The organism is Frigoribacterium sp. PhB116 (assembly GCF_004364285.1).
Taxonomy (GTDB): Bacteria; Actinomycetota; Actinomycetes; order Actinomycetales; family Microbacteriaceae; genus Frigoribacterium.
Genome location: NZ_SOBE01000004.1, coordinates 105,541 through 119,063, shown reverse-complemented (window position 1 = coordinate 119,063; position 13,523 = coordinate 105,541). Strand labels below are relative to the sequence as shown.

The following is a 13,523-nucleotide window of genomic DNA, read 5'->3' as shown; positions in this document are numbered from 1 at the left end:
GCGCGCGGCAGGCGGGCAGCGCGTGGCACGCTGGGCGCATGAGCCCGCGCGTCCCGAGCACCGTCACGATCCGCCGCACGACCGCCGACGACTGGCAGCAGGTGCGCGACCTGCGACTCGAGATGCTCGAGGACACCCCCCTGGCGTACGGCGAGACCCTCGCCACCGGGCTGACCCACGGCGAGGCCGAGTGGCGCTCGCGCGGCGCCCGCGGACAGGCGCCCCACAGCGTGCTGCTCGCCGCCGTCGACGACGAGACCGGCGAGTGGGTCGGCACCATGGGCGGCTACCTCGATGCGCCCGGCAGCCCGATGCTCGTCGGCGTCTACGTGCGGCCGAGCCGGCGAGGCAAGGAGGCGGGGGTCGCCGACGCCCTGCTCGACACGGTGGTCGAGTGGGCGCGCACCGAGGGCTCGGCGCTGACGCTGCACGTCCACGAGGACAACCCGCGCGCGGTCGCGTACTACCGCCGGCGGGGCTTCGAGCCGACGGGCGTCACCGTGCCGTACGTGCTCGACCCCGAGAGCCGCGAGCTGGAGCTCAGGCTGCCGCTCGCCTGATCCCGGCCCGGCGGACCCCTCACGGCCTGCCCCGGCCGACATCCGCCCCCGTGCCCCCTCCACAGGAGATGCCCAGGCGGATCCCGGGGTACAAATGAGGGATCTTCGTGGACATCTCCGGTCCACCAGCGTAGAAAAGGGGCACAGCGGGGGCCACCACCCCCGTCGGCCGGGCCCAACCACCCCGGCAGCAGCTCAGCGACCGAAGAAGGTGTGCCGTGGATCAGACGGCCGAGGGGACGATGCGGCGACCGGCCGCGCTCTCCTTCGTGCGCCTCCTCGTGGTCTCCGGCCTCGTCGCTCTCGCGGCAGTCGTGCTGAGCCTGTTCTTCTCGTCGACGTCCGCGTCGGCAGCACCGGCCGCTCCGCCGGCCGACTCGTCGCTGCTCGGCGGCGTCACGTCCGCGGTCGGGGGCGTCGTGCAGTCGCTCGACGCTCCCGTCGCCGCCGTCGGGACGACCGCAGGAGGCGCGGTGTCGACGGTCACGCAGGTCGCCACCCAGGCCGCCGCGGTCGCTCCCCCGGTGCAGCAGGTCGTCCAGGCCGTGGCGCCGGTGGTGCCGCAGGCCGTGCAGCAGGTGGCCGCCGCGGCTCCCGTCTCGAGCGTCGTGGCCCCGGTCGCACAGGTCGTCGACAAGGTCGTCGCCGCCACCCCCGTCGTCCCCGCCGTCGTCGGCCAGGCACCGGTCTCGGCCGTCACGGCCCCCGTCGCCGGTGTCGTCGACACCGCGCTCAGCAGCACGGGCGACGCGGCGGCAGCACCTGCTCCGGGCCTGCCCGGCGTGCCGGTCCCGCCCGTGACGACTCCCCTGCCCGACCTGCCCGGCACGCCCGGTGCGCACGTCGGCGGCTCGCTCCCCTCGACTCCTGCCAGCGGCATCGCAGCCGGCGACGACGCGGCCGCCGCCACCCTGGCCGACGAGGCGACGGTCGGCTCTGCCGACGTGGTCGCGGCCGACCCCGTCAGCATCCTTCGCGACCGCATCGCAGCGCAGGCGTCCGCCGCCGGTGCTGTCCTTCCCGCAGGCGCGGGCACCCCGGCTCCCGTCTCTCCCCTGCCCGGCGACGACCGCTCGCCCCTCGGCGACGACGGCCTCCCGGGCCTGCCCTCGGGCGGCACCGGGTCGACCGGCTCCGGCTCGGCCGGCGCGGGTGCCGGCTCGGCGGGAGCCGTCGTCGGCGACGCGGCCCGCCCCTCCTCGCTTCCCGGTCTCGCCGTCTCGGCGGGCTCCGCGGACGGCGACGACGATCTCCCGTCGACGCCCACGTACGACACCGACAGCTCCCCCGACTGAGGTCGGTCGCGTCGTCAGGGCCCTGCTGCACCCGCAGCCGGCCCGACAGCAGGCACCTGCCTGCCGACGACACACGCGACCACGCCGCGAGACCGCGGCACCACACCTCATCTCACTCTTGGAGTTCGTCATGAACAAGTACGTCTCGAGAGGGCTCACCGGAGCGCTCTTCGTCGGAGGCCTCTGGGCCCTCGGAACCACCGCCGCGAACGCGGCACCTGCCACCACCGGGGACGACGGGCTGCTCTCGGGCACCCAGGTCCAGGCCGTTGTCGACGCCCCCGTGTCGGCACTCGGCAACGCGATCTCGGTCGTCGGCGACAGCGCCGCGACGGCGCCGGCGGCCCCTGCTGCCCCTGCGCCTGCTGCCGCACCGGCACCGGCACCCGCGCCGGCTCCTGCTCCTGCTCCCGCCCCGGTCACGACGACCAGCGGTGACTCCGGTCTGCTCTCGGGCACGCAGGGAATCGTCTCGGTCGACGTGCCGGTCACGGTCACCGTCAACGCGATCTCGGTCGTCGGCGACACGGCCAGCACGGCTCCGGCCGCGCCCGCGGCGCCTGCCGCCGCGGCTCCGACCGCACCGGTCGAGGCTCCCGCGGCGACCACCTCCGGCAGCGACTCGATCGGCGGCGGCACCCAGGCACTCGTCGACGTCGCCCTCCCGGTGACGATCTCGGGCAACGGGCTGTCGCTCCTCGGCGACAGCTCCAGCACGGACGCGGGCGCACCGGCGACGACGACCCCGACCACGTCGACCCCGGCGACTCCCGGGGCGACGACGAGCGGTGTGGACTCCGTCCTCGGCGGCACGCAGATCGTCCCCGGCGTCTCGGTGCCGGTCACGATCGGCGGCAACGCGGTCAGCGTCCTCGGCGACAGCAGCTCGACCGGCACCACGCCGGCCGTCGGCACGACGCCCTCGACGGGCTCGGGCTCGTCCGGAGCAGGCTCGACGGGCACCACCTCGGGTGATGACGGCATCGCCGGCGGCACCCAGGTCGTGCCCGTGATCACGGCACCGGTCACCGCCGGCGGCAACGCCGTCAGCGTCATCGGCGACAGCAGCAGCACCGGCACCACCACCGGCACGGGCACCAGCACCACGCCCGGCACCGCCACCGGCACCGGCACCACCTCGGGCGACGACGGCATCGCCGGCGGCACCCAGATCGCACCCGTCGTGACGGCTCCCGTCATGGTCGGCGGCAACGCCGTCAGCATCATCGGCGACAGCAGCAGCACCGGCACCACCACCGGCACCGGCACCGGCACCGGCACCGGCACCGGCACCGGCACCGGCACCACGCCCGCCACCGGCACCAGCGGCACCACCTCGGGCGACGACGGCATCGCCGGCGGCACCCAGATCGTGCCCGTCATCACCGCACCGGTCACCGCCGGCGGCAACGCCGTCAGCATCATCGGCGACAGCAGCAGCACCACCACCACCGGCACGGGCACGGGCACCAGCACCACGCCCGCCACCGGCACCGGCACCGGCACCGGCAGCACGACCTCGGGTGACGACGGCATCGCCGGCGGCACCCAGATCATCCCCGTCATCACGATCCCGATCGACCTCGGCGGGAACGCCGTGACCGTCATCGGCGACAGCAGCACCGACCCGACGGGCACCACCGGCACCACGCCCGTCGACCCAGGCACCCCCGTCGACCCGGCGGACCCCGGCACCCCGGTGGTCCCCGTGACGCCCGCCTTCCCCTTCGACCCGTCGGACCCCACCACCCCGACGACCGAGGGTGACGGCGACGTCCCGCCGACGACCGGCGGCGGCGAGGTCGTCGTGACGACCGACCCCGGCACCGGCGTGGTGACCGCCTCCACGGTGGGACGCACCGTGTTCGTCTCGACCGCCTCCTCGGCTGGTCAGCCCGTCGCCGCGGCGGCCGACACCTCGGCCCTCGCGTTCACCGGCAGCGAGTCGACGGGCGGCCTCGCGGCCGGCCTGCTGGCCCTCCTCGCCGGGCTCGGACTGCTGCTCGCGGCTCGTCGCCGGGCACGCGCCTGAGCGACGACGCGATCGCACCCGCGACCGCGACGGCAACAGCGACAGCAACAGCAACAGCAACAGCGACAGCTCCGCACGGCGGCGCACCGCAGACCGGATCAGGGCCTGCGGTGCGTCGCCGTGCGCGGACGCGTCCGAGCACGGCGGGTGGCGCTAGGTTGTCGCTCGGAGCCCGCTCGGGCGACAGGGGAACCACACGGGGGACGCATGGCCGACAGCAGCTACGACTACTTCTTCACGGGACCGCACGACGACTCGCGCAGGCTCGTCGACCACGTGGCCCAGGCGCAGGGGTTCAGGCTCGAGCAGATGCCGAACGGCAGCACCAAGGCCGTGCGCGGCGACCTCACCAAGACGCTGTTCCTGGGGGTCTTCGCCGGCAAGGCGTTCCACGTCGTGCTCTGGCTCCAGTACTTCGTCGACGACTCCGACCGCCTCGTGGTGCGCCTCAGCCGCGACCTCGGCACCGGTCTCGTCAAGGGCGGGGCGCTCGGCGCGGCCCGGTCGCAGGAGGCGTTCGCCGAGCTCGCCCACGCCCTCGGCCGTGCGTCGACGGGCGGGCAGCTCGACCCCGGCGCTCACCCGCAGGGCACCCCGCAGCCCTAGCCCTGACCTCGCACCGCGTGCCCCGCGCGGGCTGTTCTGCAGAGTCGGCGGGTTCGCGTAGCTCCCGGCGGGTGAGCGCCCACCCGCCACCGACGACGGGAACCCGCCGCACGCCGAATCCACCCGCCGAGGGCGACGGGAACCCGCCGACTAGCTGGGCACGCCGTCGACGTACAGCCACCGGCGCGAACGGTCGCGCACGAACCGGCTGACCTCGCGCTGCACCTCGGCGTCCCCGTCGACCCGGCGGTGCGCCGCGAACTCGACCACGCCCTGGTCGTCGAGCGGCCCGCCACGCTCGGTCCGCAGCACGTCGAGCCGGAACCACCGCGCCGTCGGGTCGAGCTCCAGCTCGTCCGGACGGGTCGACGGGTGCCACGTCTCGAGCAGCCAGCCGACGTCGCCGACGGCGAACGCCGAGTACCGCGAGCGCATCAGCCGCTCGGCGGTGGGAGCCGGCACGACGTGCGCGTGCAGGGGCCCGCAGCACGCCCCCCAGGTCTCGCCGCTCAGGCAGGGGCAGCGTGCGGAGTCGTCCATCCCTCCATCATCGTCGACCGCGCACGCCAGCTCGGCACGCGACCGCCCGCAGGAGGTGCGGCACGGCTGCCCGGCCGCCCCGCACCTCCTCGGCTCCCTCGCCCTGGGTCGACCTCGGCGCCTCAGGCCGCCTCGCCGCCGATGTTCACCATCCAGTGGATGCCGAACCGGTCGTCGAGCTGGCCGAAGCTGTCGCCCCACGGCGCCTTCGCGAGCTGCTCGTGGACCGTGCCGCCCTCGGCGAGCGCGGCGAACCAGCCGGTCAGCCTGTCCTCGTCCTCGGCGGCGCCGAAGAGCGAGAGCGAGATCGCGTTCTCGCTCTCGAGCGGGACCGAGTCGGGCCGGTCGGCCGCCATGAGGAGGAGCCCGTGCGGCGTCGCGAGCTGCCCGTGCATGACCTTGTCGCCCTCGCCCTCGCCGCCCGTGCCGAACTCGGAGTAGCTGCTGTAGGTGGGGACGCCGCCGAAGACGGAGGCGTAGAAGTCGAGTGCCTCGCGGGCCTGGGTGCGGAACGCGAGATACGGCGTGAGCTGGACGGACATCGGTGCTCCCTCGGTCGTGTCGCCGGCACGTCGGGAGGGCGGCGCGGGCCGGCGACCACGCTGCCTCCCGGCATGATGGCAGCGTCGAGGAGGCGCCACCACCCCCGGCCGGGTCGGCCCCGAACTGGGCCTGACCGCGCACCGCCCGCCCTGCCACAGTGGGCACATGGCCACCCCTCCGCCCCCGGGCACCCACCCCGTGCTCGAGCCGGAGCTCGTGTTCGCGCACGTCCGGGCCCGCCTCGAGGCGAGCACCATCCACGGCGACCCGCGCGGCGGCCGGGAACGACTGCCGCGGCTCTCCCGGGCGGCGACCGCGAAGGCGCTGACGGCGGGCGGCTTCCGCACCCTGACCGGCCTGAACGTGTCGCCGTCCGACCTGAACAAGGACGGCACGCAGTTCCTCGACGACACCGAGACGGTGCTGCTCGAGACCCTCGCGCTCGGTCGCCGGTTCTACGGCCTCTACGTCGAGCCGCAGAACCCCTCGCACGAGCAGTGGGACGCGGTCACCGCGATGTTCGCCGAGCTCGGCGCCAAGCTCGACGCGCGCCTCGGGCCCGTCGAGCAGTTCCTGGCCTAGCCGCGCCGACCGGTCGCGTGCCCGCACGCCCGCACGCCCGCACGCCCGCACGCCGAGGGCGGGCATCCGGCGCCGAGGGCGGGTCCCGCGCGACCCGCCCTCCAGCACGATCACCCGCCGTCGGCCAGTGAGTAGGGTCGGCGCATGTTCGCCCTTCCGCCCGGAGCCCTGCGCGTCGTCCACCTGAGCGACTCCCACCTGAGCGGCGACGGGAGCCTGCACCAGGGGTCCGTCGACACGCTCGCCGCCCTCGACCGCGTCCTCGCCGAGGCGGCCCGGGTCGACGGCGTCCGGCTGCTCGTCGGCTCGGGCGACCTGTCGGACGACGGGAGCACCGCCTCCTACGCCCTGCTGCGCGACCGGCTCGAGGCCTGGGCCGCGAGCCGGGACGGGCAGGTCGACGTCGTCCTCGTGCCCGGCAACCACGACCTGCGCGCCGGCTTCACGGAGGTGCTCGGCGACGGCCACCTCGCGCACGGCGCCCAGCCCTGCGCCACGGAGTCCGTCGACGGCGTCTCGCTCGTCGACGGCTGGCGCGTCGTCACACTCGACACCTCGGTGCCGCGGGCCGGCTACGGCCTGCTGCGACCGGAGCAGCTCGACCGCCTCCGCGACCTGCTCGCCGAGCCGGCCCCGCGCGGCAGCGTGGTCGTGCTGCACCACCCGCCGCTCCCCGCGCCCACCACGCTTCACGAGTCGCTGGCGCTGCAGGCTCCGGAGGCGCTGGCGGAGGCACTCGAGGGAACGGACGTCCGCGTCGTCCTCGCCGGCCACTACCACCGCCCCGTGGTCGGCTCCCTGGCGGGGGTGCCCGTGCTCGTGGCCCCGGCGGTCGCGAACGAGACCGACGTCTGCGCGCCGCACGGCACGGAGCGGGCCGTGCGCGGGTCGGGGTTCCTCATCGTCGACCTGCTCCCCGACGGCTCGGCGCGCTCGACGCCGGTGCGGGTGCACGACGAGCACGACGGCGCCGAGGTGTTCGTCCTCGACGAGGAGGCGGTGCGCGCGATCGCCGTGGCCGCCGGCGCCCCGGCCCCCGCCTGATCCCTCCCTCACCTCCGCCTCCCCCGCGCGCTCCCGCTCCCTCACCTCCCCCTGACTGCGCGAGTTGCCCCGAACGGTCGCCTCCGAGACTGCCGGGCAGCCGTTCGGGGCAACTCGACGCTCCAGGCAGCAGCCTGCAGCACGTCGCCCCTCCCGGGCGGCGGCCCAGGCGCGCCGCGTAGGCTCGACGGGACGTCAGGTCCGCGACAGCAGCCCCAGGCGTCCACACCTGTCCGAGAGCTATGCGAGGGAGACCGCAGCATGCGCGTGGTCGTCGTCGGAGCCACCGGCAACCTGGGCACGGCCCTGTTGACGCGGCTCCAGTCCGAAGCCGACGTCACCGAGCTGGTCGGCATCGCCCGTCGTGCGCCCCGCACGGCCTCGCCGCCGTACGGCGACGTCCAGTGGTTCACCCTCGACGTCGGCGACGACGCCTCGCCCGACCGGCTGGCCCGCGCCTTCGTCGGCGCCGACGCCGTCGTGCACCTCGGCTGGGCGCTGCAGCCGAGCCACGACCGCGACGCGATGTGGCGCACCAACGTCGTCGGGACGCGCCACGTGCTCGACGCCGTCGCCCTGGCCGGGGTGCCGCACGTGCTCGTCGCGTCGTCCGTCGGCGCCTACAGCCGCGGCCCCAAGTCGCGTCGCGTCTCGGAGTCCTACAAGACCAAGGGCGTGCGCCGGTCGAGCTACTCGAAGCACAAGGCGGTCAACGAACGACTGATGGACGCGTGGGCCGTGAAACACCCCGACGTCGTCCTGACCCGGATGCGTCCCGGGCTGGTGTTCCAGCCTGCCGCCGCGAGCGAGATCATCGGCCTGTTCCTCGGCCGCTGGGTCCCGACCCGGTGGATGCAGCACCACCGCCTCCCCTTCCTCCCCCTCGCGCCGCGCTTCGTGTCGCAGGTCGTGCACGCCGAGGACGTCGCCGACGCCTTCTGGCGAGCGATCGACCGCCGGGTCGGTGGGGCCTTCAACCTCGCGGCCGAGCCGATCGTCGATCCGCAGATGGTGGCGGAGGCGTTCGGCACGCGGCTGCTTCCGGTGCCCTACCGCGTGATGCGCGCCGCGGCGCTCGTGACGTGGCTGCTGCGCCTGCAGCCGACGGAGCCCGGCTGGCTCGACATCGCCGCCAAGGTCCCCGTCATGTCGACGGACGCCGCGCGCGAGCAGCTCGGCTGGACGCCCCGGCACTCCTCCGGCGACACGCTGCGCGCCTTCGCCCGCGCGATCGGCCGACGCGACTCGCACGCCGGCTCGCACCCGCTCAGCGGCTGACGGCCGCCCGGGCGCTGCCGCCCAGGCTCTGCCGCCCAGGCTCAGAGCGTGATCGTGAGCAGCCCGTCGTCGCCGAGCTCGACCACGGCGCCGCGGTAGTCCGTGATGCGCGTCAGCCCCTCGGCGGCCGGCCCGTCGTGGTCGCCGACGACCACGACCTGGGCCCCGGAGGCGCGCGCGGCCTGCAGCCCCGCCTCCGCGTCCTCGAAGACGACGACGTCGCCCGGGTCGACGCCCAGCAGCTCGGCCGCCCGCAGGTACCCGTCGGGAGCGGGCTTGCCGACGGGCACGTCCTCTGAGGCGAGCACGACCGCGGGCAGCCCGACCCCCGCGACGGCGGTGCGGGTCCGCGCGATGTTCCCCGGGGCGCTCGTCACGAGCGCGACGAGCTGCCCGGGCAGCGCGGCGACGAACGCGGCCGCGCCGGGGATCTCCACCACGCCGTCGGGGGCCTCGCCCTCGACCGACAGCAGGGCGTCGACGTGCCGGAGCACCGCCTCCTCGTCCAGCTCGGGCAGGAACCGCCTGACCGTGTCCGCGGTCTGCCTGCCGTGCGCGAAGGCCAGCACCTCGCCGGGGTGCAGGCCGAGCGGGCCGCACCACTCGGTCCAGATGCGCTCGACCAGGGCGGTCGAGTCGACGAGCGTCCCGTCCATGTCGAAGACGACCGCCCGGGCGGTCAGGGTCGTGCGGGGCTGCTCGGAGCTCATGGCGCCAGTCTGTCGCACGACGGTGGGCAGGACGGCCGTGGACGGCAGGGTGGTGGCCGGCACGGTCTCGGGCAGGACGGGGGACCTCGCCGGGGTACGGGTCCGGCCGAGCTGCTCCGTGCAGCCTGTGCATGCCGTGCGCGTCCGCTGGCCCCCTTCCGGGGAACTCGACGGAACGCGTAGCCTTGTCGGGTCGGGACCTCACCGGTCCCACAGGGTGTCGCGCACCGCGAGCGCTCCCTGCCCGTGAAGCTCACGCTCGCGGAGCGGCATTCGGGTCGCGCTCCTCGCTCGAGGGGCGCGGCCCCTCCTCGGAGGGAACGGCAGGCCGGCAGCGGCAGGCCTGCCCCTCGTGACCCTCCGCAGCGATCGTCCCTGCGTGAAGCTCCGACGGTGCGGAGAGCCACGTGCCTGCTCGAGGCGGGCTCCGCCAGCCTACGGCTGCAGACGACGTCCCGGCAGGGGTTGACTCTGAAGGAAAAGCCTGGTCATCATCTACTTTCGCTAGACGTTCTGACTAGTCCGCCTAGCGACCGTCCTGGAGCCCTGGGGCGCTGCTAGCGTCGCCCTCATGACCGACGCCCCGCCTCCCGTCCTCGTGCTGATCGACCGAGCGGCCGCGGGCGGGCCGCCGCGGGCTCCCGGCGAGACGGGCTGGCGGGTCGTCGATCCGTCCGAGCACACGATCCACGTCACCGACCTCGGCGTCACCCGCGGCGACGGGATCTTCGAGGGCCTCGGCGTCTCGCACGGCTCGATCCAAGCGCTGGAGCCGCATCTCGCCCGGCTCGCCCGCTCGGCGGCCCTGCTCGACCTGCCCGAGCTCGACCTCGACGTGATCCGGGCCGCCTGCCTCGAGTCGGCGAGGCTGCACGAGCCCGCGCCGCTCCTCCTGCAGAAGCTCGTCGTGACCCGGGGCATCGAGGGAGGCGACGGGACGCCGACGGCGTGGGTGCGCACCGAGCTGATGCCCGACCACGACGCCGAGCGCGTGCACGGCATCCGCGTCGTGTCGCTCGACCGCGGCTACCGGCACGACGTCGCGCAGACCTCGCCGTGGCTGCTGCAGGGCGCCAAGACGCTGTCGTACGCCGTCAACAAGAGCGTGCTGCGCGAGGCCGCCCGCCGGGGAGCCGACGACGTGCTCTTCGTGAGCAGCGACGGCTACGCGCTCGAGGGGCCGTCGGCGTCGCTGATCGCGCGTCTCGACGGCGTGTTCGTCACGCCGCGCACCGACCAGGGGATCCTCGAGGGCACGACCCAGGCCGCCGCCTTCGAGGTGCTGCGCTCGCTCGGGCACGAGGTCGCCGAGGTGCTGCTGCCGATGGACGAGGTACGCCGGGCCGACGCGCTCTGGCTCGTCTCGAGCGGCCGGCTGGTCGCGCCCCTCTCGTCGCTGGACGGCGAGCCGGTGACGGTCGACGCCGAGGTCACCCGGCAGCTTGCCGACGCGCTCGTCGACCGGTGCGTCTGACCCGGCGGGGCCGACCCGGCGCGCCCGACGCGGCACCCGCGACGCGGCGCGCCCGACGCGGCGCGTCTGACAGGTCGTGCGCGCGGCCCATGTGGTGACGCGGGTATCCGCGACGCGAACAATAGTTAGGTGAGCTAGACACTTCCAGGGTCGACTGCGACAGTGGGGACGTGCCGATTCACGGCGGCACAGCCATCATCCGCAGTTCGATCAGGCGTTCGCAGGGCGCCAGGAATGAGCCGAACATGAACACTGACGCACCCCGTCCCCCCGCCCCCTCCGTGTCGGCCCGCGAGCTCGCGGCCCTCGACCCGGAACAGCTCGTCCAGCACGTCCGCTTCCGGGTCGACGTCACCAGCGGCAGCTTCTACCGACGCGAGTCCAGCGTCGCCCCGGTCCGCATCGCCGCCTACCCGAAGCGCCGCCGCACCTCTCGGACGCCCCGCGTGCCCGTCGTCGCAACAGGCCCGTCCTACGCCGACTTCTTCGTCGAGCACGCACGTCAGCTCGCGACGGCCTGACGCCGCCGACCCGACCACACGCCGGAGGGCGGGCACCCCTGGGTGCCCGCCCTCCGGCGTTCTCGTGCGGTCCCGTTCCGAGGACCGGCCCGACCTGACCCGAGGAGGCGACGCGCGCCTCCTCGGGTCAGCTCTCGCCTGGTGCTCCTAGGAGGCGCGGCTGCGGAGCAGCGTGAAGCTCGCGTCGCGCACGAGCAGCGTCGTCACCGGACCCTCGACCTGCTGGTCGGGATCACTCGAGCTCGCGAGCTCCCACTCGCCGTGGGGCGCCTCGGGCACCTGGAACTCGACCACGCTCGTCGAGCCGTTGGTCAGGTACGCGAAGGCGTCGGCGTCCTTGTGCGTGAGCACGAAGGTGATCGCCTTGTTCTCGCCCTGCTGCCAGTCGCCGCTCGAGAAGGAGTGGTCGTCGGCGCGGCGCACCTGGACGTGGTCGTCGCTCTCGACCTCGGGCGCGTAGCGGAACCAGTCGGGGCGCAGCGCCGGGTTCTCGCGACGCAGCGTGATCAGCTCGGTCGTGAAGGCGAGCAGGTCGCGGTCGGCGCGCTCCCAGTCGAACCACGAGATCTCGCTGTCCTGGCAGTAGGCGTTGTTGTTGCCGCCCTGGCTGCGCGCGATCTCGTCGCCGCCGAGGATCATCGGCACGCCCGCACTGATGAGCAGCGTCCCGAGGAAGTTGCGGCGCTGGCGGTCGCGGTACTCGTTGACGGCGCCGTCGTCGGTCGGGCCCTCGACGCCGCCGTTGAACGACTTGTTGTCGCTCTCGCCGTCCTGGTTGTCCTCGCCGTTGGCGTCGTTGTGCTTCTCGGCGTACATCGTCAGGTCGGCCAGCGTGAAGCCGTCGTGCGCCGTGACGAAGTTGACGCTCGAGAGCGGCGAGCGCCGTGAGTCCTCGTAGACGTCGGGGCTGCCGAGCACGCGGTCGGAGAAGGTCGACAGGACGCCGGGCTCGCCGTTCCAGAACTCGCGGACGTCGTCGCGGAACTTGCCGTTCCACTCCGACCAGTCGGCCGGGAAGCCGCCGACCTGGTAGCCGGCGGTGTCCCACGGCTCGGCGATCATCTTGACGCTCTGCAGCACCGGGTCCTGGTGGATCAGCGTGAGGAACGCGCTGTGCTCGCTGGCCTCGCCGCCCTGACGGGTCAGCGTCGTCGCCAGGTCGAAGCGGAAGCCGTCGACGTGCATCTCGGTGACCCAGTAGCGCAGGCTGTCCATGATCAGGCCGAGCGCCGCCGGGTGGCTGACGTTGAGGCTGTTGCCGGTGCCGGTGGTGTCGAAGTACGCCGACTCCTCGCCCTCGACCAGGCGGTAGTACGACGCGTTGTCGATGCCCTTGAACGAGATCGTCGGACCCATGTGGTTGCCCTCGGCCGTGTGGTTGTAGACGACGTCCATCCACACCTCGAGGCCGGCCTCGTGGAAGGCCTTGACCATGGCCTTGAACTCGGCGACCTGGCCGCCTCGCGTGCCCGCCGCCTCCGAGGCGTACTCGTCGTGCGGCGCGAAGAAGCCGATGGAGTTGTAGCCCCAGTAGTTGCGGAGGCCCTTCTCCTCGAGGTGGCTGTCCTGCACGAACTGGTGCGTGGGCAGCAGCTCGACGGCGGTGACGCCGAGGTCGGTGAAGTACTTGATCGCGGCCGGGTGCGCGAGGCCCGCGTAGGTGCCGCGGATCTCCTCGGGCACGTCGGGGTGCTGCTGCGTGAAGCCCTTCACGTGGACCTCGTACACGACCGTGTCCTCGAGGGCGGTCAGCGGGCGCTCGTCGGAGCCCCAGTCGAAGTCGCGGTCGGCGATCACGTTGCGCGGCATCGCCGACGCGGAGTCGGTCGTGTCCATCGTCTCGGGCTCGTCCATGTCGTGGCCGAACACGGCCTGGCCCCAGTCGAAGCGGCCGTCGAGGGCCGTGGCGTAAGGGTCGAGCAGCAGCTTGTTCTCGTTGTGGCGGAGGCCGGCGGCCGGGTCCCAGGGGCCTGCGACACGCAGGCCGTAGCGGGATCCGACGCGCGCCTCCTCGACGACGGTGTGGAACACGTGGCCGGTGCGCTCGGTGAGCTCGAAGCGGGTCTCGGTGCCCGCGGCACCCGCGGTGCCGTCAGTGCCGTCGGTGCCGTCGGCGTCGTCGAACAGGCAGAACCAGATCTTGTCGGCGGTCTCGGAGTACACGGCGACGTGGGCGCCGCCGCCCTCGAGGGGCGTGACGCCGAGGGGGTAGGGCATGGAGCGGGAAGCGGTCATGCACCAGACATACAGGCTGCGCGGCTGCAGGGGCCAAGCTGAGCGCCCGGCCCGCTGTACCCCGCCGCCCTGCGCCCGCTCCGCGCGCCTAGCCCGTGCCTCC

At 74.0% G+C, this 13,523-nt stretch carries 13 protein-coding genes; 9 read left to right on the top strand and 4 right to left on the bottom strand.

The features are described 5' to 3' along the window. Positions 1 to 38 precede the first annotated feature (38 nt). The 4 genes from EDF20_RS13235 (at position 39) to EDF20_RS13220 (ending at position 4,493) form a co-directional block, all read left to right on the top strand. Complete coding sequence (locus tag EDF20_RS13235; protein WP_133738985.1) at positions 39 to 560, top strand: GNAT family N-acetyltransferase; 522 nt, start codon at positions 39 to 41, stop codon at positions 558 to 560. Between the two features lie 218 nt (positions 561 to 778). Further along, entirely contained in the window at positions 779 to 1,855 is a 1,077-nt protein-coding gene (locus EDF20_RS13230; protein ID WP_133738984.1) for a hypothetical protein, read from the top strand. Positions 1,856 to 1,985: 130 nt separating this feature from the next. Continuing rightward, positions 1,986 to 3,887: a chaplin family protein gene (locus EDF20_RS13225; RefSeq protein ID WP_133738983.1), complete on the top strand. Its 1,902-nt coding sequence runs from the start codon at positions 1,986 to 1,988 to the stop codon at positions 3,885 to 3,887. A 207-nt stretch (positions 3,888 to 4,094) separates the two neighbouring features. Then, a complete protein-coding gene (locus tag EDF20_RS13220) occupies positions 4,095 to 4,493 on the top strand; it encodes a hypothetical protein (RefSeq protein WP_123547067.1) in 399 nt (132 codons plus the stop codon). A gap of 150 nt (positions 4,494 to 4,643) precedes the next feature. Here the strand turns inward: EDF20_RS13220 and EDF20_RS13215 are convergent, their stop codons facing one another. Both EDF20_RS13215 and EDF20_RS13210 read right to left on the bottom strand, forming a co-directional pair. After that, positions 4,644 to 5,033: a YchJ family metal-binding protein gene (locus tag EDF20_RS13215; RefSeq protein WP_123547068.1), complete on the bottom strand. Its 390-nt coding sequence runs from the start codon at positions 5,031 to 5,033 to the stop codon at positions 4,644 to 4,646. A 122-nt stretch (positions 5,034 to 5,155) separates the two neighbouring features. Further along, positions 5,156 to 5,575 carry a VOC family protein gene (locus EDF20_RS13210; RefSeq protein ID WP_133738982.1) on the bottom strand — a complete coding sequence of 140 codons (420 nt, stop codon included), beginning with the start codon at positions 5,573 to 5,575 and terminating at the stop codon, positions 5,156 to 5,158. 166 nt (positions 5,576 to 5,741) lie between these two features. Between EDF20_RS13210 and EDF20_RS13205 the strand changes: the two genes are divergently transcribed. The 3 genes from EDF20_RS13205 (at position 5,742) to EDF20_RS13195 (ending at position 8,480) form a co-directional block, all read left to right on the top strand. After that, entirely contained in the window at positions 5,742 to 6,158 is a 417-nt protein-coding gene (locus EDF20_RS13205) for a hypothetical protein (protein WP_133738981.1), read from the top strand. Between the two features lie 144 nt (positions 6,159 to 6,302). Next, positions 6,303 to 7,202, top strand: coding sequence for a metallophosphoesterase (locus EDF20_RS13200; RefSeq protein WP_133738980.1), 900 nt, complete (start codon positions 6,303 to 6,305; stop codon positions 7,200 to 7,202). Between the two features lie 261 nt (positions 7,203 to 7,463). Then, positions 7,464 to 8,480 carry an NAD-dependent epimerase/dehydratase family protein gene (locus EDF20_RS13195; protein ID WP_123547072.1) on the top strand — a complete coding sequence of 339 codons (1,017 nt, stop codon included), beginning with the start codon at positions 7,464 to 7,466 and terminating at the stop codon, positions 8,478 to 8,480. Between the two features lie 41 nt (positions 8,481 to 8,521). On the opposite strand, the gene EDF20_RS13190 is transcribed toward EDF20_RS13195, so the two are convergent. Then, positions 8,522 to 9,190, bottom strand: coding sequence for an HAD-IA family hydrolase (locus EDF20_RS13190; protein ID WP_133738979.1), 669 nt, complete (start codon positions 9,188 to 9,190; stop codon positions 8,522 to 8,524). A gap of 571 nt (positions 9,191 to 9,761) precedes the next feature. On the opposite strand from EDF20_RS13190, the gene EDF20_RS13185 reads away from it, so the two are divergent. Then, complete coding sequence (locus tag EDF20_RS13185; protein ID WP_133738978.1) at positions 9,762 to 10,664, top strand: aminodeoxychorismate lyase; 903 nt, start codon at positions 9,762 to 9,764, stop codon at positions 10,662 to 10,664. Between the two features lie 245 nt (positions 10,665 to 10,909). Next, positions 10,910 to 11,185 carry a hypothetical protein gene (locus tag EDF20_RS13180; RefSeq protein WP_133738977.1) on the top strand — a complete coding sequence of 92 codons (276 nt, stop codon included), beginning with the start codon at positions 10,910 to 10,912 and terminating at the stop codon, positions 11,183 to 11,185. Positions 11,186 to 11,332: 147 nt separating this feature from the next. On the opposite strand, the gene glgX is transcribed toward EDF20_RS13180, so the two are convergent. Then, a complete protein-coding gene (gene glgX, locus EDF20_RS13175; protein WP_133738976.1) occupies positions 11,333 to 13,420 on the bottom strand; it encodes a glycogen debranching protein GlgX in 2,088 nt (695 codons plus the stop codon). Positions 13,421 to 13,523: the final 103 nt, after the last annotated feature.

Coding starts and splice junctions, on each gene's coding strand:
- EDF20_RS13195 (WP_123547072.1), top strand. CDS start 7,464: ATGCGCGTGGTCGTCGTCGGAGCCACCGGCAACCTGGGCACGGCCCTG.
- EDF20_RS13200 (WP_133738980.1), top strand. CDS start 6,303: ATGTTCGCCCTTCCGCCCGGAGCCCTGCGCGTCGTCCACCTGAGCGAC.
- EDF20_RS13215 (WP_123547068.1), bottom strand. CDS start 5,033: ATGGACGACTCCGCACGCTGCCCCTGCCTGAGCGGCGAGACCTGGGGG.
- glgX (WP_133738976.1), bottom strand. CDS start 13,420: ATGACCGCTTCCCGCTCCATGCCCTACCCCCTCGGCGTCACGCCCCTC.
- EDF20_RS13220 (WP_123547067.1), top strand. CDS start 4,095: ATGGCCGACAGCAGCTACGACTACTTCTTCACGGGACCGCACGACGAC.
- EDF20_RS13185 (WP_133738978.1), top strand. CDS start 9,762: ATGACCGACGCCCCGCCTCCCGTCCTCGTGCTGATCGACCGAGCGGCC.
- EDF20_RS13180 (WP_133738977.1), top strand. CDS start 10,910: ATGAACACTGACGCACCCCGTCCCCCCGCCCCCTCCGTGTCGGCCCGC.
- EDF20_RS13205 (WP_133738981.1), top strand. CDS start 5,742: ATGGCCACCCCTCCGCCCCCGGGCACCCACCCCGTGCTCGAGCCGGAG.
- EDF20_RS13190 (WP_133738979.1), bottom strand. CDS start 9,190: ATGAGCTCCGAGCAGCCCCGCACGACCCTGACCGCCCGGGCGGTCGTC.
- EDF20_RS13225 (WP_133738983.1), top strand. CDS start 1,986: ATGAACAAGTACGTCTCGAGAGGGCTCACCGGAGCGCTCTTCGTCGGA.
- EDF20_RS13235 (WP_133738985.1), top strand. CDS start 39: ATGAGCCCGCGCGTCCCGAGCACCGTCACGATCCGCCGCACGACCGCC.
- EDF20_RS13210 (WP_133738982.1), bottom strand. CDS start 5,575: ATGTCCGTCCAGCTCACGCCGTATCTCGCGTTCCGCACCCAGGCCCGC.